The sequence below is a fragment of the Actinomadura madurae genome, assembly GCF_900115095.1.
GTDB classification, from domain to species: Bacteria; Actinomycetota; Actinomycetes; order Streptosporangiales; family Streptosporangiaceae; genus Spirillospora; species Spirillospora madurae.
In genome coordinates this window covers 382,990-407,921 of sequence record NZ_FOVH01000001.1, presented here as the reverse complement: position 1 = coordinate 407,921, position 24,932 = coordinate 382,990, and the positions used below count along the sequence as shown (strand labels likewise).

General features: G+C 73.7%; 24 protein-coding genes. 11 read left to right on the top strand and 13 right to left on the bottom strand.

What is annotated here, in order from left to right:
* Positions 1-15 precede the first annotated feature (15 nt).
* Complete coding sequence (locus BM339_RS01960) at positions 16-3,348, bottom strand: ATP-binding protein (protein ID WP_075019730.1); 3,333 nt, start codon at positions 3,346-3,348, stop codon at positions 16-18.
* A gap of 52 nt (positions 3,349-3,400) precedes the next feature.
* The gene (locus BM339_RS01955) at positions 3,401-5,533 is read right to left on the bottom strand and encodes an MMPL family transporter (protein ID WP_075019729.1); all 2,133 of its coding nucleotides are present in this window, start codon (positions 5,531-5,533) and stop codon (positions 3,401-3,403) included.
* Between the two features lie 133 nt (positions 5,534-5,666).
* Here BM339_RS01955 and BM339_RS01950 point away from each other — a divergent pair, with 133 nt between their 5' ends.
* A complete protein-coding gene (locus BM339_RS01950; RefSeq protein WP_075019728.1) occupies positions 5,667-6,002 on the top strand; it encodes a cytidine deaminase in 336 nt (111 codons plus the stop codon).
* Positions 6,003-6,236: 234 nt separating this feature from the next.
* Here BM339_RS01950 and BM339_RS01945 read toward each other — a convergent pair whose 3' ends face one another.
* The 4 genes from BM339_RS01945 to BM339_RS01930 all read right to left on the bottom strand — a co-directional run bounded on the left by BM339_RS01945 (position 6,237) and on the right by BM339_RS01930 (position 9,599).
* Positions 6,237-7,580 carry a hemolysin family protein gene (locus BM339_RS01945; protein ID WP_021597203.1) on the bottom strand — a complete coding sequence of 448 codons (1,344 nt, stop codon included), beginning with the start codon at positions 7,578-7,580 and terminating at the stop codon, positions 6,237-6,239.
* Positions 7,580-8,056 carry an rRNA maturation RNase YbeY gene (ybeY, locus tag BM339_RS01940; RefSeq protein WP_021597204.1) on the bottom strand — a complete coding sequence of 159 codons (477 nt, stop codon included), beginning with the start codon at positions 8,054-8,056 and terminating at the stop codon, positions 7,580-7,582. The genes BM339_RS01945 and ybeY overlap by 1 nt, the downstream gene beginning before the upstream one ends.
* Entirely contained in the window at positions 8,053-9,132 is a 1,080-nt protein-coding gene (locus BM339_RS01935) for a PhoH family protein (protein ID WP_024934607.1), read from the bottom strand. Before BM339_RS01935 ends, ybeY begins: the two co-directional genes overlap by 4 nt.
* Before the next feature lie 122 nt (positions 9,133-9,254).
* Positions 9,255-9,599: a histidine triad nucleotide-binding protein gene (locus tag BM339_RS01930; protein WP_021597206.1), complete on the bottom strand. Its 345-nt coding sequence runs from the start codon at positions 9,597-9,599 to the stop codon at positions 9,255-9,257.
* Positions 9,600-9,898: 299 nt separating this feature from the next.
* Here BM339_RS01930 and BM339_RS01925 point away from each other — a divergent pair, with 299 nt between their 5' ends.
* Positions 9,899-10,486 carry a SigE family RNA polymerase sigma factor gene (locus BM339_RS01925; RefSeq protein ID WP_052357332.1) on the top strand — a complete coding sequence of 196 codons (588 nt, stop codon included), beginning with the start codon at positions 9,899-9,901 and terminating at the stop codon, positions 10,484-10,486.
* On the top strand, positions 10,483-11,178 hold the full coding sequence (locus tag BM339_RS01920) for a hypothetical protein (protein WP_075019727.1): 696 nt from the start codon (positions 10,483-10,485) through the stop codon (positions 11,176-11,178). Before BM339_RS01925 ends, BM339_RS01920 begins: the two co-directional genes overlap by 4 nt.
* Positions 11,179-11,184: 6 nt before the next feature.
* On the opposite strand, the gene BM339_RS01915 is transcribed toward BM339_RS01920, so the two are convergent.
* From BM339_RS01915 to hrcA, 3 genes are all read right to left on the bottom strand, one after another.
* Positions 11,185-11,916: a 16S rRNA (uracil(1498)-N(3))-methyltransferase gene (locus tag BM339_RS01915; protein WP_075019726.1), complete on the bottom strand. Its 732-nt coding sequence runs from the start codon at positions 11,914-11,916 to the stop codon at positions 11,185-11,187.
* A 90-nt stretch (positions 11,917-12,006) separates the two neighbouring features.
* The gene (gene dnaJ, locus BM339_RS01910; RefSeq protein ID WP_021597210.1) at positions 12,007-13,143 is read right to left on the bottom strand and encodes a molecular chaperone DnaJ; all 1,137 of its coding nucleotides are present in this window, start codon (positions 13,141-13,143) and stop codon (positions 12,007-12,009) included.
* On the bottom strand, positions 13,144-14,154 hold the full coding sequence (gene hrcA, locus BM339_RS01905) for a heat-inducible transcriptional repressor HrcA (RefSeq protein ID WP_024934608.1): 1,011 nt from the start codon (positions 14,152-14,154) through the stop codon (positions 13,144-13,146).
* A gap of 203 nt (positions 14,155-14,357) precedes the next feature.
* Here hrcA and BM339_RS01900 point away from each other — a divergent pair, with 203 nt between their 5' ends.
* Positions 14,358-15,173 (top strand): DUF3097 domain-containing protein, encoded by an 816-nt coding sequence (locus tag BM339_RS01900; RefSeq protein WP_256255157.1) that lies wholly within the window; start codon positions 14,358-14,360, stop codon positions 15,171-15,173.
* Here the strand turns inward: BM339_RS01900 and hemW are convergent.
* Both hemW and BM339_RS01890 read right to left on the bottom strand, forming a co-directional pair.
* Complete coding sequence (gene hemW, locus BM339_RS01895; protein ID WP_075019724.1) at positions 15,170-16,378, bottom strand: radical SAM family heme chaperone HemW; 1,209 nt, start codon at positions 16,376-16,378, stop codon at positions 15,170-15,172. The genes BM339_RS01900 and hemW overlap by 4 nt on opposite strands.
* Before the next feature lie 39 nt (positions 16,379-16,417).
* Entirely contained in the window at positions 16,418-16,858 is a 441-nt protein-coding gene (locus BM339_RS01890; protein WP_075019723.1) for an antitoxin YezG family protein, read from the bottom strand.
* A gap of 171 nt (positions 16,859-17,029) precedes the next feature.
* Here BM339_RS01890 and BM339_RS01885 point away from each other — a divergent pair, with 171 nt between their 5' ends.
* The 3 genes from BM339_RS01885 to BM339_RS49540 all read left to right on the top strand — a co-directional run bounded on the left by BM339_RS01885 (position 17,030) and on the right by BM339_RS49540 (position 20,089).
* Entirely contained in the window at positions 17,030-17,914 is an 885-nt protein-coding gene (locus BM339_RS01885; RefSeq protein ID WP_075019722.1) for a hypothetical protein, read from the top strand.
* Positions 17,915-18,017: 103 nt separating this feature from the next.
* Entirely contained in the window at positions 18,018-19,436 is a 1,419-nt protein-coding gene (locus tag BM339_RS49545; RefSeq protein ID WP_075019721.1) for a hypothetical protein, read from the top strand.
* A gap of 140 nt (positions 19,437-19,576) precedes the next feature.
* Positions 19,577-20,089 carry a DUF4870 domain-containing protein gene (locus BM339_RS49540; protein ID WP_083597187.1) on the top strand — a complete coding sequence of 171 codons (513 nt, stop codon included), beginning with the start codon at positions 19,577-19,579 and terminating at the stop codon, positions 20,087-20,089.
* A gap of 40 nt (positions 20,090-20,129) precedes the next feature.
* On the opposite strand, the gene lepA is transcribed toward BM339_RS49540, so the two are convergent.
* On the bottom strand, positions 20,130-21,974 hold the full coding sequence (gene lepA, locus BM339_RS01870) for a translation elongation factor 4 (protein WP_075019720.1): 1,845 nt from the start codon (positions 21,972-21,974) through the stop codon (positions 20,130-20,132).
* A 239-nt stretch (positions 21,975-22,213) separates the two neighbouring features.
* On the opposite strand from lepA, the gene rpsT reads away from it, so the two are divergent.
* Both rpsT and BM339_RS01860 read left to right on the top strand, forming a co-directional pair.
* The gene (gene rpsT, locus BM339_RS01865) at positions 22,214-22,486 is read left to right on the top strand and encodes a 30S ribosomal protein S20 (protein ID WP_021597832.1); all 273 of its coding nucleotides are present in this window, start codon (positions 22,214-22,216) and stop codon (positions 22,484-22,486) included.
* Positions 22,487-22,535: 49 nt separating this feature from the next.
* Positions 22,536-23,072, top strand: a complete 537-nt coding sequence (locus BM339_RS01860) for an RNA 2'-phosphotransferase (protein ID WP_021597831.1) — start codon at positions 22,536-22,538, stop codon at positions 23,070-23,072.
* Here BM339_RS01860 and BM339_RS01855 read toward each other — a convergent pair.
* A complete protein-coding gene (locus BM339_RS01855; protein WP_021597830.1) occupies positions 23,014-23,541 on the bottom strand; it encodes a hypothetical protein in 528 nt (175 codons plus the stop codon). The genes BM339_RS01860 and BM339_RS01855 overlap by 59 nt on opposite strands.
* A 70-nt stretch (positions 23,542-23,611) precedes the next feature.
* Between BM339_RS01855 and BM339_RS01850 the strand changes: the two genes are divergently transcribed.
* A complete protein-coding gene (locus tag BM339_RS01850; RefSeq protein ID WP_083597185.1) occupies positions 23,612-24,532 on the top strand; it encodes a LysR family transcriptional regulator in 921 nt (306 codons plus the stop codon).
* A complete protein-coding gene (locus BM339_RS01845; RefSeq protein WP_021597828.1) occupies positions 24,472-24,897 on the top strand; it encodes an SRPBCC family protein in 426 nt (141 codons plus the stop codon). Before BM339_RS01850 ends, BM339_RS01845 begins: the two co-directional genes overlap by 61 nt.
* The last annotated feature ends 35 nt before the right edge of the window (positions 24,898-24,932 follow it).

Here is a 24,932-nt window from a genome sequence, read left to right as displayed (position 1 = left end):
TGTAGTCGTGTCGGGTCATGCCGCGGTGCCGAGCCGGTCGAGCGCCGCGGTGGCCGCCTCGATCCAGTAGGTCGCGCCGAGGCGGGCGGCGACGTCGGCGGCGCGCCTGTAGTGCCCGGCCGCCACGTCCGCCGGGCGGTCGAGGAGGCGGGCGAGGTCGCCGAGGATGTGCGCGACCGGGCCGACCGTGGCGATGGCGGTGGCGCCGCCGGAGAAGTGCCCCTCGTAGGGCAGGAGGCGCGCGTAGGCCTCCTCGGCCAGGGGGCGGTCGCCCAGGGCCACGGCCCGGAGCCCGCGGATCGCCATGGTGAGGTCGTAGAAGTAGTCGAGCCGGACGGGCCCCGTCCCGGCGACGGCCCGCCGGGCGTCCGCGGCGCGGCCGGCGGAGGCCAGGGCGAGGGCGTACACGTCGGCGGTGGCCGCGACGTGCCCCCACTGCCCGTGCAGCCAGGCGGCCTCGTCCACCATCTCCCCGGCCCGCCCCTGGACCACCCGCAGGCAGAACGGGCCGAGGACCGCCATGCCGCGCTCGCTGAACCAGATGTTGGTCCGGCCGATGGCGCGGCCGACCTCGGCGAACGCGTGCTCCGCCTCCTCGGCCGGGGCGGTGAAGGCGCGGACGAGGCCCGCGTACCAGTCCGCGATGCTGGCGAGCAGCGGCAGCCCGTACTGGTCGGCGAGCCGCCGCCCCTCCGCGAGGTGCCGGTGCGCGGCGGGCAGGTCCAGGGCGGCGACGCTCGCCTGCTGGAGCTGCAGGTGCGCGAGGACGCGGTAGGTGCCGAGGTCGTGCTCGGTCGCCACGTCGAGCAGTTCGGAGGCGATCCGGAGGCGCTCGGCCAGGTCCTCCGCCGTCCGGTAGCGGTTGATGTAGGCGCCGTTGAGCGCGACGGCGATCAGTTCGGGGTCGTCCAGGTCGCGGGCCGTGCGCAGCGCCTCCTCGGAGGCCGTCAGGCCCCGGTCGTTCTGCTCGCCCTCCAGCTCCATGGCCAGCGTGGTCAGCAGCCGGACGCGCAGCTCCCGCTCGTCCCGCGGGAGCCGGGCGAGCGCCTCGTCGGTGGCGTCCACCACGGCGTCGTCGCGGCTGCCGTACTCGCGGCTCGTCCACAGCGTCGGGATGTCGAAGCCGACGATGATCCGGGAGAGCAGCCGGACGTCGCCGAAGGCGCGGGCCTCGGCGATGGCCGCGCGCCGCCGGTCCCGCGCGTCCACGACCTGCCCGGCGAGCGCGGTGGAGCGGATCGCGGCGGCCTCGGCCTCCAGCCGGTCCGGGGCCGCCTCCGGCCCCTGGGCGCGCAGGGTCTCCACGACGCGGACCCACAGGTCGGCCGCGGCGGCGTGCGCGTAGCGGGCCTCGGCGGCCGCGGCGGCGCGCCGCGCGTACCGGACGGCCTTGGCCGGGTCCGTGCCCGCCTCCAGGTAGTGGTGCGCGATCGCGGCGGCCTCGCCGGGGGCGTGCCGTTCGAGGGCGGCGGCGACCCGGCCGTGGAGCCGGCGCCGGCGGGCCCGCGAGACCCCGTCGTAGAGGGTGTCGCGGACGAGCGCGTGCGCGAACCGCATCCGGCCGGGCGCGGGCTCGGTGACCAGCCCGCTGCCGAGGCCGGCCTCGACGGCGTCGATCACCGTCTCCTCGTCCCCGGCCAGGTCGGACAGGACGCGCAGGTCCGCGTCCCGGCCGAGGACGGCGGCGTCCCGCAGCACGGACCGGGCCGGTCCCGGCAGCCGGGCGATGCGGCGGCGCAGCACGTCCCCGACGCCGGCCGGCACCCGGCGCGTCGCGGCGGGCAGGCCCTCGGCGTCGATGAGCCGGGCCGTCTCCCGGGTGAAGAACGGGTTGCCGCCGGTCCGCTCGGCGATCGCCGCCAGCTCCGCGTCGGCCAGGTCGGTGTCGCAGGTGCCGCGGACGAGGACGGCGACGTCGGCGGGCGACAGGCCGCCGAGCTCGATCCGCACGGGCTCGTGCCGGGCGAGGGCGGCCAGCGCGGCGGCGAGGCCGTCGGGGACCTCGGTCTGCCGGAACGTGGCGAGCAGCAGGACGGGACGGTCCCGCAGCCGCCCGGCGAGCCGGACCAGCAGGGCGAGCGTCTCCTCGTCGGCCCAGTGCAGGTCGTCCAGGACGAGCAGGAGCGGCGCCGTCTCCGCGACGCCCGCGAGGTAGTCGCCGACGGCCAGGTGGAGCCGGAACCGCCCGGTGCTCACGTCGGCGTCGCCGGGGCCGGTGACGGCGTCGTCCAGCAGCGGGCCGAGGCGCTCGGCCGGCCCGGCGGCGGGCGGCGCGGCGGCGGCCAGCTCGCGCAGCAGCTCGGCCCACGGCCAGGCCGCGGGCGCTCCCCCGGTCTCCGGGGCCCGGCCCCAGGCGCACGTCCAGCCGCGCTCGGCGAGCCGCCGCGCGAACCGTTCGGCGAGCGCGGTCTTCCCCATGCCCGCGTCGCCGCCGACGAGGGCGACGGCGGCCCGGCCCGCCTCGGCGGCGCGGGCGGCGTCCCCCAGCCTGGCCAGCTCCTCGGCGCGCCCGACGAACGCCGCCCGCTCCCGCGGTCCCGGCGCCGGCCGCAGGACGGGGCGGCTGCGCGGAGCCTCCTCCGCCCCCAGCGCGGGCGCCTGGGCCAGGATGTCGATCTCCAGGCGGCGCAGGGCCGGGCCGGGATCGACGCCCAGTTCCTCGCTCAGCGCCGCGCGGGCGCGCCGCAGGGCGGCGAGGGCGTCGCCCTGCCGTCCGGCCCGGTACAGGGCCAGGGCCAGCAGCCGCCACGCCTCCTCGCGCAGCGGGTTGCCGGCGGCGTGCGCCTCCAGGTCGGGGACGGCCTCCGCGGCGGCGGCGAGCCGGAGCATCGCCTCGGCGCGGCGCTCGACGGCGAGGCGGCGGCGCTCGTCCAGCCGGGCGGCCTCGGCGGCGGCCCACGGCAGGTCCGCGAACTCGGCGTAGGCGGGCCCGCGCCACTCGGCGAGCGCGGCCTCCGCCCGGCGGCGCGCCTCCGCCGGGTCGCCGGCCAGCAGCTCGGCGGCCTCGTCGATCAGCGCGTCGAACCGCCACGCGTCGACGCCGCCGGCCGGCAGCCGGAGCGCGTACCCCGGCGGCTCGGTGACCAGGACCCGCGCGGGCGTGCGGGGCGGGCGGTCCGGTTCGAGCGCGCGGCGCAGGTGCGACACGAAGGACTGCAGGCCGGCGGCGGCCCGCGGCGGGGCCGTCCCGGCCCACAGGTCCTCCACGAGCCGGTCCGCGGTCACCATCGCGCCCCGCGCGGCGACGAGGCGCGCGAGCACGGAGCGCTGCCGGGGACCGCCGAGGTCGGCGGCAACCCCCGCCACCTCGGCGCCGAAGGCCCCGAGAACGCGTACGACAGGCGACATGTCCCGCTCAGCCTAACCGGGACATGCCGCACCATCGTGATCACTCCCCCGGTTACGCCCCGGTGGGTTCGAGCTCCCGCTCGGCCGCCCCCGCCGGTTCGGCACCGCCGTGCAGGTCGATGTCCGGCAGGACGCGGGCGAGCGGCCGCGGAAGCCACCAGTTGGCGCGCCCGAGCAGGGACATCGTGGCGGGCACCAGCACCAGCCGGACGACGGTCGCGTCCAGCGCCACGGCCACCGCGAGCCCCACCCCCATCTGCTTGATGACCAGGCCGGGATCGGCGGCGAAGCCGAGGAACACCGCCACCATGATCAGCGCCGCGCTGGAGATGACCCGCCCGGTCGCGGCGAGCCCCCGGGTCACCGAGCCGCGCGCGTCGCCGTGCCGCAGCCACTCCTCCCTGACCCGCGAGAGCAGGAAGACCTCGTAGTCCATGGACACGCCGAACAGGACCGCGAACATCAGCAGCAGGATGAACGACGACACCGGCACGCTGTGCGGGAGGCCGAGCAGCTCGGCGCCCCACCCCCACTGGAACACCGCCGTCAGCACCCCGTACGCGGCGCCGATCGACAGCAGGTTCATCGCGGCGGCCTTCAGCGGCGCCAGCAGCGACCGGAACACGATCATCAGCATGAGGAACGAGGTCGCCACCACCGCGCCGATCACCGGCCACAGCCGTTCGGACAGCATCCGGGACAGGTCCACGTAGGCGGCGGTCAGCCCGGTGATCTCCGCGTCCGGCGGCAGCGCGTCCGCGCGGATCCGGTCGACGAGGCCGGTCACCCGCTCGTCCTGCGGCCCGTACTCCGGCGTGACCATGATCACGGCGGCGTCGCGGCCCGGGGACAGCTGCGGCGGCGACACGGCCGTGACGCCGTCCGTGCGGGCGAGCCGCTCCCCCAGCCCCGGCAGGGCGCCCGGATCGGTCTTCGCCAGGTCGACCGCGACGACGAGCGGGCCGTTGGCGCCGGGCCCGAAGCCGTCCGCGACCAGGTCGTAGGCCTGCCGGACGGTGTTGGACGTCGGCTCGCTGCTCGCGTCGCTCGGCCAGGTCCGCATGCCCACCGCGGGCGCGGCGAGAGCCAGCATCAGCACCGCCGCACCGAGCAGCCACGGCCACGGGTGCCGCCCGACGTGCCCCGCCCAGCGCCGCACCCGCGGGGAATCCACGCCGATCGCCGCGCCGGCGGCCCGGTCACGGCGGCGCAGCACCCGGCGCCCGGCGAGCCCCAGCACCGCGGGCAGCAGCGTGACGGCGCTCAGCACGGTGGCCGCGACGACCAGCCCGGTGGTGAAGCCCATCGTCATGAACACCGGGATCCGCGACAGCACCAGGCCGCACAGCGCCAGCAGCACCGTGAACCCGGCGAACAGCACCGACAGCCCGGCCGTCGCGATGGCGCGCCCCACCGCCTCGGGAACGTCGAGCCCCTCGGCCAGCCCCTCCCGGTGCCGGGTGAGGACGAACAGCGCGTAGTCGATGCCGACGCCCAGCCCGACCATGGTCGCCAGCGTCGGCGCGGTGGTCGCGACGTCGGTGACCGCGGCCACCAGCGTGATCCCCGACACGCCCACGCCGAGCCCGGCCAGCGCCACCGCCAGCGGCAGCCCCGCGGCCACCACCGACCCGAACGCCAGCAGCAGGATGACGAGCGCGGCCACGATCCCGATCGCCTCGGCCACCCCGCCGGGCGCGGTCACGTTCTCCGGCACCTGGCCGCCGAACTCCACCTGGTAGCCGGCCACGTCCAGGTTCTTCGTCGCCGACCGCAGCAGGTCCAGCGTCTCCCCGGGCTCCAGATCCGTGACCGGCACCGAGTACCGGACGGTCACCAGCGCGGTCGCGCCGCCCTTGCCGACCTGTGCCGGATCCACCGCGCTGACGTGCGGCAGCCCCCGCAGCTCCGCCGACGCCGCGTCCAGCTTCGCCCGGTCGACCGCCCCCGCCTTCGCGTGGACGACGACGCGGGCGTCCGCCCCCGACAGCGCCGGGAACCGCTCCTCCAGCAGATCGGTGGCCCGCTGCGACCCCGTCCCGGCCAGCGTGTAGTCGTCGTGCAGCGCACCCCCGGCGACCCCGGCCAGCCCGGCCATCGCCGCGACGAGCACCACCCACACGGCGATGAACCGCCAGGGCCGCACGGCGGCGGCCCTCCCCAGCCGATAAAGCAGACGGGACATCACGTCTCCCCCAAGAACGACAGTGTTCAACGCCCTAACCCTCACAAAGCCCCCTTGTCACCCACTTGCGAGCGACTTGAGGGCTCACGAGCCGACCGGGGTCCGGGGCCGAGCGGGGCCGTAGGCTTGGGGGGTGAGCAAGCTGAACGCCGAGGACGCGAAGATCATCACCCTGGCCAGGTCGGCGCGGGCGCGGGCGGGCGCCGCGGAGGGGGCCGCCGTGCGCGACGAGACCGGCCGCACCTATTCGGCGACGAGCGTGGACCTGCCGTCCCTGAAGCTCTCGGCCCTCAAGGTCGCCGTGGCGATGGCCGTCTCCAGCGGCGCCGAAGACCTGGAGGCCGCCGCCGTCGTCACCGCCGCCGAAGCACTGGACCCGTCCGACGTCACCGCCGTCCGCGACCTCGGCCCCAAGGCCCCGGTCCTGGTGGCGGGCCCCGACGGCACCGTCCGCACCACCCTCACCTGATCCGTGTCTCTGACCTGATCCGCCTCCCGGACGTACCACTTTCGACGCTCTCGGGTTCGAAGCTCAGCCGGGGTCACGGGCAGGCGCGTGGAGCGAGTGCAGCGAGCGGGGGCGCATGCCCGTCGAGCCGGGCGACCGCAGCGACGTCACCAACCCGCACGGTCGCAGCGACCCGCGCCGTGGCGTGAGGATCGACCGGCTCGTGACGGGGGTTCCAGGGGGTCGCCCCCTGGGTCAACTTCGTGAGGAGCGACCGGCGCGTGACGGGGGGTCCAGGGGGTCGCTCGCCTGGGTGGGCCTGCTCCCCCGGACCAGCACCGTGCCCACGCGGTTGCGGCGGCCGGCTATGGTCTCCGCCTTCAGGGTCAGGGTGGGGCCGCCGTCGCCGGTGCCTACCTCGGCGGTGGAGCCTTCGATGGGGACGCGGCCCAGGGCGTGGGCGAGGAGGCCGCCGACCGTCTCGACCTCCTCGACGTCGATCTCGACGTCGAAGAGCTCGGCGAGGTCCTCGACGGGGAGGCGGGCGGTGACGCGGGCGGCGCCGTCCTCCAGCCAGGTGACGGGTGGGGTCTCCACGTCGTACTCGTCGGTGATCTCGCCGACGATCTCCTCCAGGATGTCCTCGATGGTGACGAGGCCGGCGGTGCCGCCGTACTCGTCGATGACGATCGCGACGTGGGTCTGCTGGGCCTGCATCTCGCGCAGCAGCTCGTCGATCGGCTTGCTGTCGGGGACGTAGGTGGCGGGCCGCATGACCGAGCCGACCGTCTCGGCCTCCTCGCCGCCGGGGTTCTCCTGGCTGCGGCGAACGATGTCCTTGAGGTAGGCGATGCCGACGACGTCGTCCTCGTTCTCCCCGACGACGGGGATGCGGGAGAAGCCGCTGCGCAGGGCGAGGGACATCGCCTGCCGGAGCGTCTTGCCGCGTTCGACGAACACGATGTCGGTGCGCGGGACCATCACCTCGCGGACGAGGGTGTCGCCCAGCTCGAACACCGAGTGGATCATTTCGCGCTCGACCGGTTCGATGAGGCTGCGCTGCTCGGCCAGGTCGACCAGATCGCGCAGTTCCGCCTCGGAGGCGAACGGGCCCTCCCGGAAGCCCTTGCCGGGGGTCAGCGCGTTGCCGAGCGCGATCAGCAGCCGGGGCAGCGGCCCGAACACCCGGGTCACCGGGTGGATGACGGCGGCGCCGGCGAGCGCGATCCGGTCGGCGTGCTGGATGCCGAGGGTGCGCGGCCCGACGCCGATCACCACGTAGCTCACCACGATCATGATCGCGGCGGCGGTGACGTAGGCGCGCCACGTCTCGTCCAGCCAGGAGATGCACAGGTCCGCGACGATCACGGTGGCGACGAGCTCGCAGCCGATCCGCAGGAGGAGGACCATGTTGACGTAGCGGGCCGGGTCGGCGACGACCTCGGCGAGCCGCGCGGAGCCGCGCCGCCCCTCCCGGACGACCTCCTCGACGGTGACGCGGGACACCCGGGCGAGCGCCGTCTCGGTGCCGGCCAGCAGGCCGGCCATGAAGACCAGGCCCACCGCCAGGGCGGACAGCCACGCCTGCGCGGTGCTCATCAGCCGCCGCGTTTCTCCCGCCAGGAGGTCAGGAGCCCGGCCTGCAGGCCGAACATCTCCTTGTGCTCCTCCGGCTCGGCGTGGTCGTAGCCGAGGAGGTGCAGGATGCCGTGCGCGCACAGCAGCTGCAGCTCGTCCTCGGTGCTGTGCCCGGCGTCGCGCGCCTGCCGCTCCGCGACCGCGGGGCACAGGACGACGTCGCCGAGCAGCCCGGGGTCGGTCTCGCCGTCCTCGTCGGCGCCGCCGGACATGTGGCCGGGGCGCAGCTCGTCCATGGGGAACGACAGCACGTCGGTGGGGCCGGGCTCGTCCATCCACTTCTCGTGAAGCTCGGTCATCGCGGCCTCGTCGACGAGGAGCACCGACAGCTCGGCGAGCGGGTGGACGCGCATCCCGTCCAGGACGTGCCGGGAGAGCCCGGCGAGGGCCTGCTCGTCGACCGGGACGCCGGACTCGTTCAGCACCTCGACGGTCACCGCCGCCCCCGCTTGCGGGACCCGTCGCGCGCCGCCGCGCCGCGCTTGAAGTCGGGCACCTGCTTCTCGTCGTAGCGGTTGTAGGCGTCGACGATGTCGGTGACCAGCTTGTGGCGGACGACGTCGCGGCTGTCGAGCCGGCAGAAGTGGATGTCCTCGACGCCGTCGAGGATGTCCTGCACGACGCGCAGGCCGCTCAGCTGCCCGTTCGGCAGGTCGACCTGCGTGACGTCGCCGGTGACGACGACCTTCGACCCGAACCCGAGCCGGGTGAGGAACATCTTCATCTGCTCGGGCGAGGTGTTCTGCGCCTCGTCCAGGATGATGAACGAGTCGTTCAGCGTGCGGCCGCGCATGTAGGCCAGGGGGGCGACCTCGATCGTGCCGGCGGCCATCAGCCGCGGGATCGAGTCGGGGTCGACCATGTCGTGCAGCGCGTCGTAGAGCGGGCGCAGGTACGGGTCGATCTTCTCGTAGAGCGTCCCGGGCAGGAAGCCGAGCCGCTCGCCCGCCTCCACGGCCGGGCGCGTGAGGATGATCCGGTTGACCTTCTTGTCCTGCAGCGCGCGGACGGCCTTGGCCATCGCCAGGTACGTCTTGCCGGTGCCGGCCGGGCCGATCCCGAACACGATCGTGTGCTTGTCGATCGCGTCGACGTACCGCCGCTGGTTCAGCGTCTTCGGGCGGATCGTGCGGCCGCGGCTGGACAGCACGTCCAGCGTGAGGACCTCGGCGGGACGCGCGTCGGTCTCGCCGCGCATCATCGCGAGGCTGCGCTCGACGGCGTCGGGCGTGAGCTGGGTGCCGCCCTTCAGCAGGTCGAGCATCTCGGTGAAGAGCCGGGAGACCAGGTCCGTCTCGCTCTCCGGGCCGGTCACGGTGATCTCGTTGCCGCGGACGTGGATGTCGATGTCGTCGCCGAACGCCTGCTCGATCGCGTGGAGCAGCTCGTCCCGGGAGCCCAGCAGGCTCACCATCGAATGGTCGTCCGGCACTACGATCTTGATCTGCGAGCGCGAGCCGTCGCGGTCGTCGCGCCCCGTGCGAGTTGACCTCGTGTGAGTTGATTCGACCATCAGCCGGGCCTTGCGGCCTTCGGACCTGCCTTCTGTCTGCTCCGGGTGTCGGTGTGTGCCGGTTCCATCGTACCGACGACCCCCGACGACGCGCCGACGGTTTTCCGGCGGCCGGGATCCGCTCAGCCGGGCGGCCAATTCAGGCCACGCCCGCCCAGCACGTGCGCGTGCACGTGGAACACCGTCTGGCCCGCCTGGGCGCCGGTGTTGAACACGACCCGGTAGCCGGACTCGGCGACGCCCTCGTCCACCGCGACCTGGTGCGCCTCGCGCAGCACCTCGGCGAGCAACCCGGCGTCGGAGGCGGCGAGCTCACCCACGGTGGGGTGATGGTCACGCGGGATGACCAGCACGTGCGTCGGCGCCTGCGGGTTGATGTCGCGGAACGCCACCGTCCCCGCGGACTCGCGGACGATCTTGGCGGGCACGTCCCCGGAAACGATCTTGCAGAACAGGCAGTCGGTCATCTGTCTCCCCTCGCGGGCGGTCCGCGACCGCTACGGAATCCTATCGAGACCCCCGCCGCCATGGCTTGCGGCGCCCTCCCCCGGATAGTGTTTCCGGGACCGACCTCCGGTTGCGGTCGGCATGACGACCGGGCACTGGTTAAGGTTGTCAGCTCAGGCGTACCCCCCGGTTCGCAGGGCATGGCGGCGCGCCGTGGACGGGTGGGGACGCCCCCATTCATGCCACCCGAGGGCGACCGCCCGAATGGACGGCCGGGGCCGGCAAAGGCGGCGGATAGGTGACCGAGGCAGACCGAGACATGCCCTTTCGTAAACCGAGCGACGAGGGCGCGCGTCCCACTGACGTGACCGAGACCCTCGTGGCCAGGGGCACGGCGGGAGCGGTGGCCGTCGCCTGGGACGCCGATCAAGCGGTGACCGCCCTCTACAGTGCCAACTACCGATCGCTGGTGCGGCTGGCGGCCATGCTCGTGCGGGACGCGGGGACGGCCGAGGAGGTCGTCCAGGACGCGTTCGTCGCGATGCACGGCGGCTGGCGGCGGCTGCGCGATCCCGACAAGGCGCTGTCGTACCTGCGCCAGTCGGTGGTCAACCGGTCGCGCTCGGTGCTCCGGCACCGCGCCGTCGTGGAGAAGTACGCCCCGAAGGGCCTGCCGGACGCGCCGAGCGCGGAGGCCGGCGCCATCGGGGAGCTGGAGCGGTCGGCCGTCATCGACGCGCTGTCCCGGCTTCCCGCCCGCCAGCGGGAGGCGCTCGTCCTTCGCTACTACGCCGATCTGTCCGAAGCGGAGATCGCCAACGCGATGGGCATCTCGCGCGGTGCCGTGAAGAGTCATACGGCGCGCGGAATGACCGCGCTCCGCAACGTTCTGGAGCAGTTCTCATGACCACCGACCCCCACGACGAGCACGGCGAGATCCTCCGCCGTGCCCTGCACGCGGAGGCGGACTCGGTCAACCCCGCGGGCGACGGCCTGGAGCGCATCCGGGCCCGCATAGCCGACGGCCAGGGCCGCCGGTTCGGTTTCGGACGGTTCGGCCCCGCCCGCTTCGGGTTCGACCGGTTCACCGTCAACTGGGCGCGGCCCGTGCTGGCCGTCGCCGCCGCCGTGGTGATCGCCGCGCTCGGCGTCACGGCGCCGCAGACGATCGACCTGATCCAGCAGTCCGTCGGCAACAGCGGGCCGTCCCACAACGGCGGGAACGGCACCGACGGCGACCGCACCGACGCCGGCGGGAACCCCGAGTTCCCCGCCCCGTCGTCCCCGGGCGGCAGCACGCCGGGCGGTCCCAGCAGCTCGCAGCCGCCGAGCTCCACCTCCCCGCCGGGGATGTCGTCCTGCCAGATCCCGCCGCCGGACGGCGCCACGACCGCCGCCTCGCCCGGCACCGCGGCCGCCCCGAGCCCGTCGGCCACGGCGTGCCCGAGCGACACGCCGACGCCGCCGACCTCCACGACACCGACGCCGCCGACGTCCACGACGCCCGACCCGGGCACCACGACCGACGAGCCGGCGCCGCCCACGACGAGCCCGCCCACGAAGACGTCCGAGCAGGGCGACGGGCCGTCCACCCCCTGACCGGGGCTACCAGCGCCCGGTGGCGGCCAGCAGCACGCTGGCCGCCGCGACGCCCGCCGTCGAGGTGCGCAGCACCGTCGGGCCGAGCCGGGTGACCCGCCCGCCGACCCCGGCGAACAGCTCCAGCTCTTCCTCGGTGATCCCGCCTTCGGGGCCGACCACGAGCACGATCTCGCCGTCCGCGGGCGGCCGCACGGCGCTCAGCGGCGCCGCGGCCTCCTCGTGCAGGACCAGGGCCAGGGACGCGGCGCCGATCCGGCCGGCGACGTCGTCGGTGGACGCCGGGTCCGCCACCACCGGCAGCCGGCCGCGCCGGGCCTGCTTGCCGGCCTCCCGCGCGGCGGCGCGCCAGCGGCCGAGGGCCTTCTCGCGCCGTTCCGGCCTCCACCGGGTGACGCAGCGCGCCGCGGGCCACGGGACGATCTCGTCCACGCCGACCTCGGTCATGGTCTCGACCGCCAGCTCGCCCCGGTCGCCCTTCGGCAGGGCCTGCACGACCACGATGCGCGGCGCGGGCGGGGGCTGCCGGTGCCGGGCCAGCACGTCCAGCGTGAGGGAGGCCCGGTCGGCGGCGGTGACCACGCACTCGGCCAGCAGGCCCTCGCCGTCGGTCAGGTCGACGCGCTCACCGGGCCGCAGCCGCCGCACGGTCGCGGCGTGCCGCCCTTCGGGCCCGTCCAGCAGGACCGAGTCGCGCCGGAGCGCGTCGGTCCCGGCGAGGAAGACCGGCGGGCTCATGCGGTCTCCGTTCGCTCACGGGCGATCCCCGGTGCCGCCCTGCTCGGTGTCGCCGCGGCGGCCCTCCCGGTAGGCCTCCGCCACTGCGCTTCAGTGCTGGTTGAACACGTCCTTGATGCGGGAGAACACCCCGCTGCGCTGCCCGGGGGCGAACTTGCCGGGCGGGCGCTCCTCCCCACGCAGCGCCGCCAGGCGGCGGAGCAGGTCCTCCTGCTCCTCGTCGAGCCGGTTCGGCGTCTCCACGTTCACATGGATCATCAGGTCGCCGCGGCCGCTCTCGTTGAGGTGCCGGACGCCCCGGTTGTAGAGCGTGATGACCTGCCCCGACTGCGTGCCGGGCTTGATGTCGACGCTCTCGGCCGCGTCCAGCGTCTCGATCGTGACGCTGGTGCCGAGCGCCGCCGCCGTCATCGGGATCTCGACCGTGCAGTGCAGGTCGTCGCCCTCCCGCTCGAAGATCGGGTGCGGCTTCTCCACGATCTCCAGGAACAGGTCGCCGGGCGGGCCGCCGCCGGGGCCGACCTCGCCCTCGCCGGCGAGCTGGATGTGGATGCCGTTCTCCACGCCCGCGGGGATCTTGACCTTGACGGTGCGCCGGGTGCGGACCCGGCCGTCACCGGAGCACTCGGTGCACGGGTTGCGGATCAGCGAGCCGAAGCCGCCGCACGCCGGGCACGGCCGGGCCGTCATGACCTGACCGAGGAACGAGCGCTGGACCTGCTGCACCTCGCCGCGCCCGTGGCAGGTGTCGCACGTCTCCGGGTGCGTGCCGGGCGCGCAGCCCGACCCCTCGCACGTCGCGCAGGCGACCGCGGTGTCGATGGACAGCTCCCGGGTCGTGCCGAACGCGGTCTCGGCGAGGTCGAGCTCGACCCGCAAGGTCGCGTTCCGGCCGCGCCGCGCCCGCGACCGGGGGCCGCGCGAGGTCGCCGTGCCGAAGAAGGCGTCCATGATGTCGCTGAACGGGAACCCGGCGCCGCCGAACCCGCCGGCGCCCGCCCCGCCCGCGGCCGCGAACGGGTCCGCGCCGAGGTCGTACATCTCGCGCTTCTTGGGGTCGGAGAGCACCTCGTAGGCCTGGGTGATCTCTTTGAACTTCTCCTGGGTCTCCGGATCCGGGTTGACGTCCGGGTGGAGTTCCCGCGCGAGCCGGCGGTAGGCCTTCTTGACCTCGTCGGCGCTGGCGTCCCGCCGGACGCCGAGGGTCGCGTAGTAGTCGTTCGCCACTTACGACCCCGCCAGGATCTGTCCCACGTAGCGTGCCACTGCCCGTACCGCTCCCATCGTGCTGGGGTAATCCATGCGTGTCGGCCCGAGCACTCCCAGCCGGGCCAAGGTGAGGTCGCCCACCCCGTAGTCGGCGGCGACGACCGACGTCGACTTGAGCCCCTGGTCGGGGTTCTCGGTGCCGATCCGCACCGTAACTGTAGAGGAGTCGCCGGTCTCTCCGAGCAGCCGCATCAGGACGACCTGTTCCTCCAGCGCCACGAGCACCTCCCGCAGGCTCTGCGAGAAGTCCACGGCGGCGAGGTTGGCCGCGCCGGCGAAGACGATCTTCTCCTCGTGCTTCTCGACGAGCGTCTCCAGCAGGACCGACAGGACCGCCGCGGCGACCGGCCGGTCGTCCGGGCCCACCCTGTCGGGCAGGTCCGCGACGGCCGCCGGGACGTCGCCGAGGCCCAGCCCGTCCAGGCATGTGTTCAGCAACGCCCGCAGGTGCCCGATCGATTCCTCGGAGATCGGCCCGGTCTCGATGACGCGCTGCTCGACCCGCCCGGTGTCGGTGATCAGGACGAGCAGCAGCCGGCCCTCGGCGACCGGGACCAGTTCCACGTGCCGCACCGTCGAGCGGGTCAGCGACGGGTACTGCACCACGGCGACCTGCCGCGTCAGCTGCGCCAGCAGCCGGACCGTGCGGCCGACGACGTCGTCGAGGTCGTACGCGCCGGACAGGAACGTCTCGATGGCGCGCCGCTCCGCGACCGACAGCGGCTTGATCGTGGACAGCCGGTCGACGAACAGCCGGTAGCCCTTGTCCGTGGGGACCCGCCCGGCACTGGTGTGCGGCTGGGCGATGTAGCCCTGCTCTTCCAGGACCGCCATGTCGTTGCGGATGGTCGCCGGCGACACGCCGAGGTTGTGCCGGTCCGCGAGCGCCTTGGAGCCGACCGGCTCGTTGGTGGACACGTAGTCCTCGACGATGGCGCGCAGGACCGCGAGCTTCCGGTCGTCCAGCACGTTTCCCACCTCCTTCGTCGGCCGGGTGCGCCGCTGGCACTCCATACTCCCGAGTGCCAAGTGTACGGCCCCGGGAGGCCCTCCGGCGTGCCCGCGGCCGCCCCGTGCGGCTGCGCGATCCTATCCGTATCGGACGTCCGCGCCACGCCGAGGAACGAGGGACGACGCCGCGCGGGCGTCCCGCCGGGTTAATGTGCGGACCCGTGCGGAGTAAGAACTACGGAAACGACGTGCTGGCCGGCGACTGGCGCAGGCCCCGCAAGGGGCTGATCCCGGAGGTCCCGGCCGAGCCGGGGCTCGTCGCCGAGGACCCCGACAGCGGCTTCTGCGGCGCCGTGGTCGCCTGCGACAAGTCCGGCGTCACCCTGGAGGACCGGTTCGGCAAGCGGCGGGTGTTCCCGCTGACGAAGTCCGGGTTCCTCATCGACGGCAGGCCGGTGACGCTGGTCCGGCCGGAGGCCGCGCCCAGGGAGCCGGCGCGTTCGGCGTCCGGGTCCATCGCCGTCCAGGGGCTCCGGGCGCGGGTGGCCCAGGAGAGCCGCATCTACGTGGAGGGCGTCCACGACGCCGAGCTGGTCGAGAAGATCTGGGGCCACGACCTGCGCGTGGAGGGCGTCGTCGTGGAGTACCTCGAAGGCGTGGACGACCTGCCCGCCATCGTCGAGGAGTTCGCGCCGGACGAGGGGCGCCGCCTCGGAGTCCTCGTCGACCACCTCGTGGGCGGCTCCAAGGAGTCGCGCATCGCCGCTCGGATCACCTCCCCGCACGTGCTCGTGACCGGCCACCCGTTCATCGACATCTGGGAGGCCGTCAAGCCCGCGGCCGTGGGCATCGGCGCCTGGCCCCGCATCCCCCGCGGCGTCCCCTGGAAAGAGGGCGTCATCGCCGAGCTCGGCTGGGGCGACGACACCGGCGCCGCCTGGAAGCGGATCCTCGCCTCGGTGGACACCTACACCGACCTCGAACCGGCCCTCCTGGGCAGGGTGGAGGAACTCATCGACTTCGTCACGGCGCCCTAGGCCAGGTCTCGGAGGACGGCGTCGGCCAGGAGGCGCCCCTTCTGGGTGAGGACGGCGCGGCCCTGCTGGTAGGGCGCGGGCTCTATCAGGCCGTCGTCGATCGCCCTGCGGACGGATTTGTCGTCCAGGAGGGTGGCGGGGCAGCCCTGCGCCAGGCGCAGTTCGAGCATGATGCGCTCGAAGTGGCGGTCGTCGTCGTCCAGGATCTCCCTGGCGTGCGCGGGCGTGGTGCCCTCGGCGAGGCGGGCGGCGTACGCGGCGGGATGCTTGACGTTCCACCACCGGGTGCCGCCGACGTGGCTGTGGGCGCCCGGCCCGACGCCCCACCAGTCGGCGCCCGTCCAGTAGAGCATGTTGTGGCGGCAGGCGGCGCGGGGGTCGGCGGCCCAGTTGGAGATCTCGTACCAGTGCAGGCCGTGCGCGCTGAACAGCTCGTCGGCGATCAGGTAGCGGTCGGCCATGGCGTCGTCGTCCGGGGCGGCCAGCTCGCCGCGCCTCACCTGGGCCGCAAGGCGGGTGCCCTCCTCGACGATGAGCGCGTAGGCCGAGACGTGGTCGGGCTCCGCCGCCAGCGCTGCCTCCACGGACGCCCTCCAGTCGTCGTCGGTCTCCCCCGGCGTCCCGTAGATGAGGTCGAGGTTGACGTGCTCGAACCCCGCCTTGCGCGTCCACTCGACGACCTGCGGGACCCGTCCGGGCGTGTGCGTGCGCTCCAGGACGGCCAGGACGTGCTCGCGCGCGCTCTGCATCCCGTAGGAGACGCGCGTGAAACCGGCCTCGCGCAACCGGTGGAGGTACGCCTCGTCCACCGACTCGGGGTTGGCCTCCGTGGTGACCTCCGCGCCCGGGGCTAGGCCGAACTCCGCATCGACGGCCGCGAGGACGCGGCCCAGATCGTCCGGCGGGAGCAGGGTGGGGGTGCCGCCGCCCACGAAGACCGTCTCCACGGGCAGGTCCACGTCGCCGAGGACCCGACGCGCCATCCGGACCTCGCCGATGGCGGTGGCGGCGTAGGAGTCGCGGCTCGCGCCCGGCCCGAGCTCCGTCGCCGTGTAGGTGTTGAAGTCGCAGTACCCGCAGCGCGTCACGCAGAACGGGACGTGCACGTAGAAAGCGAACGGCCGCTCCCCCAGCCCCTCCAAGGCGCTGGCGGGCAGCGCACCGTCCGCCGGTACTGGGTCACCATCAGGAAGCGTCGAGGGCACCCCTCAAGTCTGCCCCGCCGCGGGGGCTGCTCCGTCCGGTCAGGCCTCGCCGAGCTTGGCGCGGAGCCAGTCCGGGATGTGCTCGTCCGCGCGGGGGAAGCGGTCGAGGTCCAGGGCGTAGGCGGACGGCGCGAGGGGCGGGGTGAACTCGGGCTCGCCGTCGTAGTCGAACTCGGCGCTGAAATGGCCGGAGCGCTCGACCTGGAGGCGCGCGGTGAACCACGCGCCCTTGTCGGCCCGGTACATCACACGGCGCAGCTCGTCCATCCGCCCGACGGCCTGGCCGGGCGGCAGGGCCGTGCGGCGCCCGCCGCCGGCGTCCTCGACCTCGAAGGAGGCGCTGTCGATGCCGACCGTCGCGCGGAACTCGAAGTCGAGCCGCTCCCAGCCCGCGGGGGCGGCGGCGCGCAGCGCGCGGACGGCGCCGTTCACCGTCTCCCGCTCCTTTTCGGATCGCAGAACCTGCTCGGGCTGGGTCACGCTGCCTCCGGAGGACTGTCGCGGTCGGTTGATCAGGCACGCTACCCGTCCGACCGTACCGGCGAACACCGCCACGCCCGGCGGCGGGCGCCCGTGTCGCCCCGGCGGACGCGGCCGCGGGGCCGCGCGACCGCCTGAGCGACCATGATGAATGCGGATAAAGTCATCCGGATGCGGAACGAGGGTGTGGCCGGGCGTGACCGGGTGCCCGCGCGGGTGGTGGTGCGCGGGGAACCGGACGGGTGGCACTGCGTGGTGGTCGACGGCGCGGGCGCCGAGCAGCGCTCCGACTTCGCCGGGGCCGGGACGCGCTGGTCGGCCGGCGGGCGCGGCGACCCGGAGCCGGCGTGGTGGCGCCGCCGGCTCGCCGAGACGGCCGAGGGCCTGCGGGAGGCCGTCGCCGAGCGGCTGACCGACGCGACCTTCCGCGAGTTCGGCGCGGAGTCGGTGATCACCTGGTTCGCGGTGGAGGACCCCGTCGAGTGGGAGGGGATCGTCACGCTCCGGGAGGCCGACCCGGCCCGGTTCCCCGGGCGGGTGCCGCCGTTCGTGATCACGCTGGAGCCGGGCCGCGGGGCCCTGCTGCCGGACGCGAACCTGCTGTTCTCCACCCGCGCCGCGGACGCCTGGACGACCCTCGGCGCGGTCGCCGAGCGCTGCGGCACCCGCCCGCCGAAGGCGTCGTTCCTGTGCGGCTGGGCCGACCACCGCAGCGTCCGGGTGGGGCGCGGGACGCTCGCGCTGTCCACCGGCCGCGGCGAGGACGGCGTGGAGCGGCTCGCCGAGATCTTCGGGACGCGGGCGGCGGGCTGGAGCGGCAACCCGGAGATGCGGTTCCGGCTCGACGGCGTCGACCTGCTCGACGAGCCCGCCCGCGACGTCGTCACGCTGCTGCGGGAGCTCGGCCACGAGATCGTCCGGCGCGGCCGGACCGTCCGGCTGGCCGCCTCGGGCCTCACCCTGTACGAGCCCGACCGGCCCGGCCCCGCGGACCGGTTCACCGGAGTGGCCCTGCGGCTGCCGGACGCGCTCGCGCCGCTGTGGGCCGGATCCTGACGGCCCGGTCGCGACGGCCGCGCCCCGGCGCGCACGAAGCCGACACCCACAGGGGACCGTGCCGTCACCGGAACGCAACTCCGCCGCTCTAGGTTCGCCGATCATGAGAAGCCGTGCGCGTCATGCCGTCCTCGCCATGACCGGCGCCGCCCTCGCCGGCGCTCCCCTCGCCCTCGCCGTCACCCCCGCCCGCGCCGCCGCCCCCGCCCACGTCGCCGGGGCGGCGATCACCGTCCACCGCGGCGGACCCGCCCGGTCGCTGCCCTTCACCGCCGGCCGGGACGGGGAGGCCGTGATCTCCTTCGCCGCGTCCGCCCCCGGCGTGTCCTGGGCCCGCGCGGGCGCCGAGTCCGCCGTGGTGTCGGTCGCCGTCGACGGGCGCCACGTGACCGACCTCGTCGTCCCCTCGTCCGCGCCGATCCCCCGCAGCCTCGGCCTGGGGCACGTCGCGGAGGGCCGCCACACGGTGACGCTGCGGTTCGCCGAGGGCAGCGCCCCGGCCGCCCGCAGCGTCACCCTCCAGAGCCCCCGCGTGGCCATGCCCGAGGCGGACGCGCTCGCCCTGCGCCACGCGCCCGTCATCGTCGGGCGGACGGGCTGGCCGTTCGGCGACCCGTACCAGAACGCCAGGACCGACACCCCGCTGGTCGCCTGGCACGAGACCCGCCCCGCCGCGACCCCGGGGCATCGCGTCATCGAGTACTCGATGGTGTGGAGCAACGAGGACGGCGGCACCGACACGCCCGCCCTGATGGCCCGCTGGGGCCGGACGACCGACATCGAATGGGTCTACCGGGTCGAGGTGGACGCGTCCGGCAAGCGGGTGGAGGGCAGCGGCGTCTACCAGGCGCCCATGCACCTGACGTTCAAGTTCACCGGCCGCTACGAAGGCGACCACCCGGTCCTGCAGACCTGCACCGACAACAACAACCTGTGCGACGTGATCTCCCCGGACCCGCCGCTGCGGTTCCTGCTCGACGCGTCCGGAACCCGTCCGGACGGGCGCGCCCGCGAGGTCGTCATGGACCGCGAGCCGTGGACGTACCGGATCGCGGCCGAGGAGATGCTGCGCGAGGGCAAGATCGAGGAGCCGTCCGATCCGGCGACGCGCGAGGTCGGCGACCTCCGCACGTACCTGTTCGCGGAGTTCGCCAAGACGACCGGCGCGGCGACGCTGCCCGGCTCCGCGCCGGGGGTGGCGCTCGGCGTCCGGCTCAGGTCCGACCCGTCCACGCTCTACCGCTCCGACCACGACGAGCCCACCTGGTCGGTCGAACGCGACGGCGCCGCCACCACCACGGTCGAGCTGCCCGAGGGCACGACGGTCTCCGACATCGCGAGCATCGAGGCCGTCCGGCGGCCGACCAGGTGGGGCGACAACGGCGCGCCCGTCACCGTCACGTCCGTCAACCGGGGCTTCGTCCTGGACGACTCCTACCTGCCGCGGCCGTCGTCCGTCGCGTGGACCGGCTCGGTCACGCTCACGCCCGCCGAGCCGTCCGCCGTCATCTGGCGTCCCTGACGCATCACGCGGCCGGGCCCGTGGCGCGAAACGGCCACGCGCCCGGCCATGTGACGGAACCAGTGCGAACTCCAGGAGCGTCCAAGGAGTCATACTGTTCGCCAACAGCTCGCACAGCGAACCTTGAGAGGACGTCCACCATGGCCTACGGGCCTCCCCCGTCGCCCGGCCAGGGACAGCAGCCCCAATGGCAGCAGCAGCAACAGGCCCCTTGGCAGCAGCCCGGTAACGCCTGGCAGCAGCCACAGCAGCCACAGCCCGGCTCAGGATGGCAGCAGCCGCCCCAGGGCGGAGGCACCGCCCAGATGCCGGGCCACTTCGGCCCCGTCAGCGACGACGAGAAGACGTGGTCGCTGATGGCGTACGTGGGTCAGTTCCTCGTCGGCGCCATCGCGCCGGCCGTGGTCTACCTCGGCAAGGCCCGCTCACCGTTCGTCCGCAAGCACGCCGCCCAGGGCCTCAACATGGGCATCGCGGCGATCGCCGTGTGGGTCGTCTTCGGCCTGCTGTCGCTGGCCGTCGACTTCTTCATCTGGGTGCCGCTGCTCTTCACGGCCGCGGTGATGTTCTTCCTCGTCTACGCGGGACGGGCGGCCAACCGCGGCGAGTTCCGCCGCGTCCCGTCCGCGGTGGCCTGGCCGCTGCTGAAGTAGCGACTTTCCCGGAGCGGCGGCCCCCACCGGGGAGCGGCGGCTACTTCCTGCCCTTGTCGGTGTCGCCGCCGCCACCCGTGGAGAGCGCCGCGACGAAGGCCTCCTGCGGGACGTCCACCCGCCCGATGGTCTTCATCCGCTTCTTGCCCTCCTTCTGCTTCTCCAGCAGCTTGCGCTTGCGGGAGATGTCGCCGCCGTAGCACTTGGCGAGGACGTCCTTGCGGATCGCGCGGATGTTCTCCCGGGCGATGATCCGGGCGCCGATCGCGGCCTGGATGGGCACCTCGTACTGCTGCCGCGGGATGAGCTCCTTGAGCTTGGACGTCATCATCAGCCCGTACTCGCGCGACTTGTCCCGGTGCACGATCTGGCTGAACGCGTCCACCGACTCGCCCTGCAGCAGGATGTCGACCTTCACCAGGTCGGCCTCCTGCTCGCCGCTGGGCTCGTAGTCGAGCGAGGCGTACCCGCGGGTCCGCGACTTCAGCTGGTCGAAGAAGTCGAAGATGATCTCGGCGAGGGGCAGCGTGTAGCGGATCTCGACCCGGTCCTCCGACAGGTAGTCCATGCCGAGCAGCACGCCGCGGCGGCCCTGGCACAGCTCCATGATCGCGCCGATGTGCTCGGACGGGGACAGCAGCGTCGCCCTCACCACCGGCTCGTACACCGAGCCGATCTTGCCCTCGGGGAACTCGCTGGGGTTGGTGACGGCGTGCTCGGAGCCGTCCTCCATCACCACCCGGTACACGACGTTCGGCGCGGTCGAGATGAGCGACAGGTCGAACTCCCGCTCCAGCCGCTCCCGGACGATCTCCATGTGCAGCAGGCCGAGGAAGCCGCAGCGGAACCCGAACCCGAGCGCCGCCGACGTCTCCGGCTCGTAGACCAGCGCGGCGTCGTTCAGCCGCAGCTTGTCGAGCGCGTCGCGCAGCTCGGGGTACTGGTCGCCGTCCACCGGGTACAGGCCGGAGAACACCATCGGCTTCGGGTCGCGGTAGCCGCCGAGCGCCTCGGGCGCCGGGCGGGAGGCGATGGTCACGGTGTCGCCGACCCGCGCCTGCCGGACGTCCTTCACGCCGGTGATCAGGTAGCCGACCTCGCCGACGCCGAGGCCCTGCACGGGCTTCGGCTCCGGGGAGATCACGCCGACCTCCAGGGTCTCGTGCGCGGCCCCGGTCGACATCATCAGGCTCTTCTCGCGCCGCGACAGGTGCCCGTCCATGATCCGGACGTAGGTGACGACGCCCCGGTAGGTGTCGTAGACCGAGTCGAAGATCAGCGCGCGGGCGGGGCCGTCGGCGTCGCCGACCGGCGCCGGCACCTCCTCGACGATCTTGTCGAGCAGCTCCCGGACGCCCTCGCCGGTCTTGCCCGACACGCGCAGCACGTCCGACGGGTCGCAGCCGATGATCCCGGCCAGCTCCTCGGCGTACTTCTCCGGCTGCGCCGCCGGCAGGTCGATCTTGTTGAGGACGGGGATCAGGTGCAGGTCGGCTTCGAGGGCCAGGTACAGGTTCGCGAGCGTCTGCGCCTCGATGCCCTGGGCCGCGTCCACCAGCAGGACCGCGCCCTCGCACGCCGCGAGCGACCGCGACACCTCGTAGGAGAAGTCGACGTGCCCCGGCGTGTCGATCAGGTTCAGGACGTGGTCGGTGCCGCCGGACGTCCAGGGCAGCCGGACCGCCTGGCTCTTGATGGTGATGCCGCGCTCGCGCTCGATGTCCATGCGGTCGAGGTACTGGGCGCGCATCTGGCGCCCCTCGACCACACCGGTCAGCTGCAGCATCCGGTCCGCGAGGGTCGACTTGCCATGGTCGATGTGCGCGATGATGCAGAAGTTGCGGATGATCGCGGGATCGGTCTTGTCGGGCTGAGGCGCTGGCACCGGGGTCCGTTCGCAAAACTCACTGGTTGACAGAGATCTGTGCGTCCCATGGTCCCATGCCCGGCGCGATGCTCCGTGCGCGGCCCGGTTTGGGCCGGGCCCCGGTGATTGGTAGGCTGTGCGACTGCGTGTGGCGTAGCGTCGTGCCCCGGGGGCACCGTCCCGCCCCCGTTCAGACATTCCCGTTGGCGCCTGCCCGTCCGCAGGCAAGGATCGCAACCAAGCTGAGGCACTACGACGTGGCTAACATCAAGTCCCAGATCAAGCGCAACAAGCAGAACGAGAAGGCCCGCCTGCGCAACAAGGCCGTGAAGTCCGAGCTGAAGACGGCGATCCGCAAGTTCCGCGAGGCCGCGGACGCCGGAAACGTCGATGTCGCCGTCGCCGCCCAGCGCGAGGCCGCCCGCAAGCTGGACAAGGCCGTCAGCAAGGGCGTCATCCACAAGAACCAGGCCGCCAACCGCAAGTCGGCGATCGCCAAGCGCGCCGCCGCCCTGCAGGCCGCCGAGTAAGAGCCGCACGCACGGGGCCGGCCGTCACGCCGGCCCCGACGCATGTCCGATGGACGAACGCCGGCTGGTGAAGATCTCCAAGTATCTCGCCAAGCATCTGCGGCACCGCCCCGAGCGGATCGGCCTCACGCTCGATCCGGGCGGCTGGGCGGACGTCGGCGACCTCATCGCCGCGTCCGCGCGCCACGGGTTCGCGCTCACCCGTGACGAGATCGAGCACGTCGTGGCCGCCAACGACAAGCGGCGCTACGAACTGGACGGGAACCGCATCCGGGCCGTCCAGGGCCATTCGGTCCCCGTCGACCTGGGCCTGCCGGTCGTGCCTCCGCCTGACCTGCTCTACCACGGCACCGTGGGCCGCTTCGTGGAAGCGATCCTCCGGGACGGCCTGCTGCCGATGGAACGGCACGCCGTCCACCTCTCCCCCGACCGCGAGACCGCCCGGCGCGTCGGCGCCCGCCGCGGCGAACCCGTCGTCCTCGTGGTCGAGGCCGCGCGGATGGCCGCCGGCGGGCACGAGTTCCGCGTCAGCGCGAACGGCGTGTGGCTGGTCGACTCGGTTCCACCGGAATATCTTCGCGGATGACCCGCGCGGCGTCCCAGTCCGGCACGTGCCGCACCCAGTCGGGCCCCGCCTTCGGCCCGAACAGGTACCGGTAGGGCACGATCTCGCGGACGGCGTCGTGCACGTCCAGCCGGTCGTCGATCATGTGGGTGATCCCGAGTTCCGCGCAGTGCCGCGCCTTGTCCCGCCGTTTCCGGCAGAACCGGACATTGCTCCTCGGTATGCCCGTCCGCGCGTAGAAGTCGTGGTGGTCGAGCCAGGCCAGCGTCCTCTTCTGCACCCGCTCGCCGCACTTGGAGATGATCCAGGCCCGCCCCCCGAACGCCTCGACCAGGCCGGGCAGCACCTCGTAGACGCCCTCGGTCGCGGACGAGGCGAGCGCCTCCTCGAAGGTCCCGTCGAGGAACACGGTGTCGTCGTCGCCGGGGGCGAGCAGCCCGCCGTGGATGACCCGGCCGAAGTCGACGCCGAGCCGCGGTTCGATGTCCATGCCCACAACTCTCCAGCCCGCGACTCTAAAGCAGAACTATAAAATCAACGACCGCCTATAGTTCTTGACTATGGACCTGGCACGCCTCTCCACGGACGCGCTCGCCTCGTTCGCCGTCTTCGCCGACCACCTCAACTTCACCCGCGCCGCCGAGGAACTCCACATCTCCCAGCCGGCCCTCCACGTCAAGGTGCGCAAGCTCACCGAGACCCTCGGCCGCCCCCTCTACACGCGGCACGGACGCCGCCTGGTCCTGACGCCCGCCGGGGAGCAGGTCGCCCGGTTCGCCCGTGACCTGGACGCCCGCGTGACGGCCTTCCTCGCCGGCGTCCACGGCGCCGAGCCGGGGCGCGTCCCGACCCTGGCCGCCGGCGAGGGCGCCTACCTGTACCTGCTCGGCGACGCCGTCCACCCCGGCATCCGCCTGATCAACGGCGACCGCGCCCGCACCCTGACCGCCGTCCGCACCGGCCGCGCCGACGTCGGCGTCGCCGTCCTGGACGTCCTGCCGTCCGACATCGAGGCGGTCCCGCTGGCCACCTACCCGCAGGTGCTGGTCATGCCGGACGACCACCCGCTCACCGCCAGGACGCACCTCACCCTGGCCGACCTCGCGGACGCGGCGCTGATCGTCCCGCCGCCGTCCGGCCCGCACCGCGTCACCCTCGAACGCGCGCTGCGCGCCGCCGAGGTGCCCTGGTCGATCGCGGTCGAGGCGGAAGGCTGGCCCCTGATGCTGCACTTCGCGTCCCTGCGCGTCGGCCTGGCCGTCGTGAACGGCTGCGTCCCGCCCCCTCCCGGCCTCGCGGCACGCGAGATCATCGACCTGCCCGCCGTCCCCTACTACGCTCTCCACCTGCCCGGCCGCGCCGACGATCCCCTGGTCGCCGACCTGCTGACCGCCATCCGCACCGCGCTGAGGAGCACTCCGTGCACTTCGAGATCTCCGTCGACATCGACGCCGCCCCGGAAACCGTCTGGCGCATCCTGACCGACGTCGAGCGCTGGCCCGACATGACCGACTCGGTGGACCGCGTCGAGATCCTCGACAAGCCGTTCGCCCTCTCCAGCCGCGCCCGCGTCCACCAGCCGAAGCTCCCCGCCGCCATCTGGACGGTCACCGATTTCACCGAGAACGAGAACTTCACCTGGGAGTCCCGCTCCCCCGGCGTCCGCACGACCGCCGGCCACGACGTCCTCCGCACCCCCAACGGAACGACCACGGTCCGCCTGACCATCGACCAGACAGGCCCCCTGGCCCCCGCCATCGCCCTCTTCACAGGCCGCCTGACCCGCCGCTACGTAACCATGGAAGCCAACGGCCTAAAAGCAAAAGCAGAAGCCAAGCCAACCTGAACAACGGAGCCCCGACCACGCCTACAAGGCCGCCG

Bases quoted from the DNA above. Each gene is read 5' to 3' on its own strand.
- BM339_RS01955 (WP_075019729.1), bottom strand. From the start codon at position 5,533: ATGTCCCGTCTGCTTTATCGGCTGGGGAGGGCCGCCGCCGTGCGGCCC.
- BM339_RS01920 (WP_075019727.1), top strand. From the start codon at position 10,483: ATGACCACCGACCCCCACGACGAGCACGGCGAGATCCTCCGCCGTGCC.
- BM339_RS01860 (WP_021597831.1), top strand. From the start codon at position 22,536: ATGGACGAACGCCGGCTGGTGAAGATCTCCAAGTATCTCGCCAAGCAT.
- BM339_RS01885 (WP_075019722.1), top strand. From the start codon at position 17,030: ATGCGGAACGAGGGTGTGGCCGGGCGTGACCGGGTGCCCGCGCGGGTG.
- BM339_RS49545 (WP_075019721.1), top strand. From the start codon at position 18,018: ATGAGAAGCCGTGCGCGTCATGCCGTCCTCGCCATGACCGGCGCCGCC.
- BM339_RS01935 (WP_024934607.1), bottom strand. From the start codon at position 9,132: ATGGTCGAATCAACTCACACGAGGTCAACTCGCACGGGGCGCGACGAC.
- BM339_RS01855 (WP_021597830.1), bottom strand. From the start codon at position 23,541: ATGGACATCGAACCGCGGCTCGGCGTCGACTTCGGCCGGGTCATCCAC.
- BM339_RS01850 (WP_083597185.1), top strand. From the start codon at position 23,612: ATGGACCTGGCACGCCTCTCCACGGACGCGCTCGCCTCGTTCGCCGTC.
- BM339_RS01945 (WP_021597203.1), bottom strand. From the start codon at position 7,580: ATGAGCACCGCGCAGGCGTGGCTGTCCGCCCTGGCGGTGGGCCTGGTC.
- BM339_RS01930 (WP_021597206.1), bottom strand. From the start codon at position 9,599: ATGACCGACTGCCTGTTCTGCAAGATCGTTTCCGGGGACGTGCCCGCC.
- BM339_RS49540 (WP_083597187.1), top strand. From the start codon at position 19,577: ATGGCCTACGGGCCTCCCCCGTCGCCCGGCCAGGGACAGCAGCCCCAA.
- BM339_RS01915 (WP_075019726.1), bottom strand. From the start codon at position 11,916: ATGAGCCCGCCGGTCTTCCTCGCCGGGACCGACGCGCTCCGGCGCGAC.
- BM339_RS01925 (WP_052357332.1), top strand. From the start codon at position 9,899: ATGCCCTTTCGTAAACCGAGCGACGAGGGCGCGCGTCCCACTGACGTG.
- BM339_RS01960 (WP_075019730.1), bottom strand. From the start codon at position 3,348: ATGTCGCCTGTCGTACGCGTTCTCGGGGCCTTCGGCGCCGAGGTGGCG.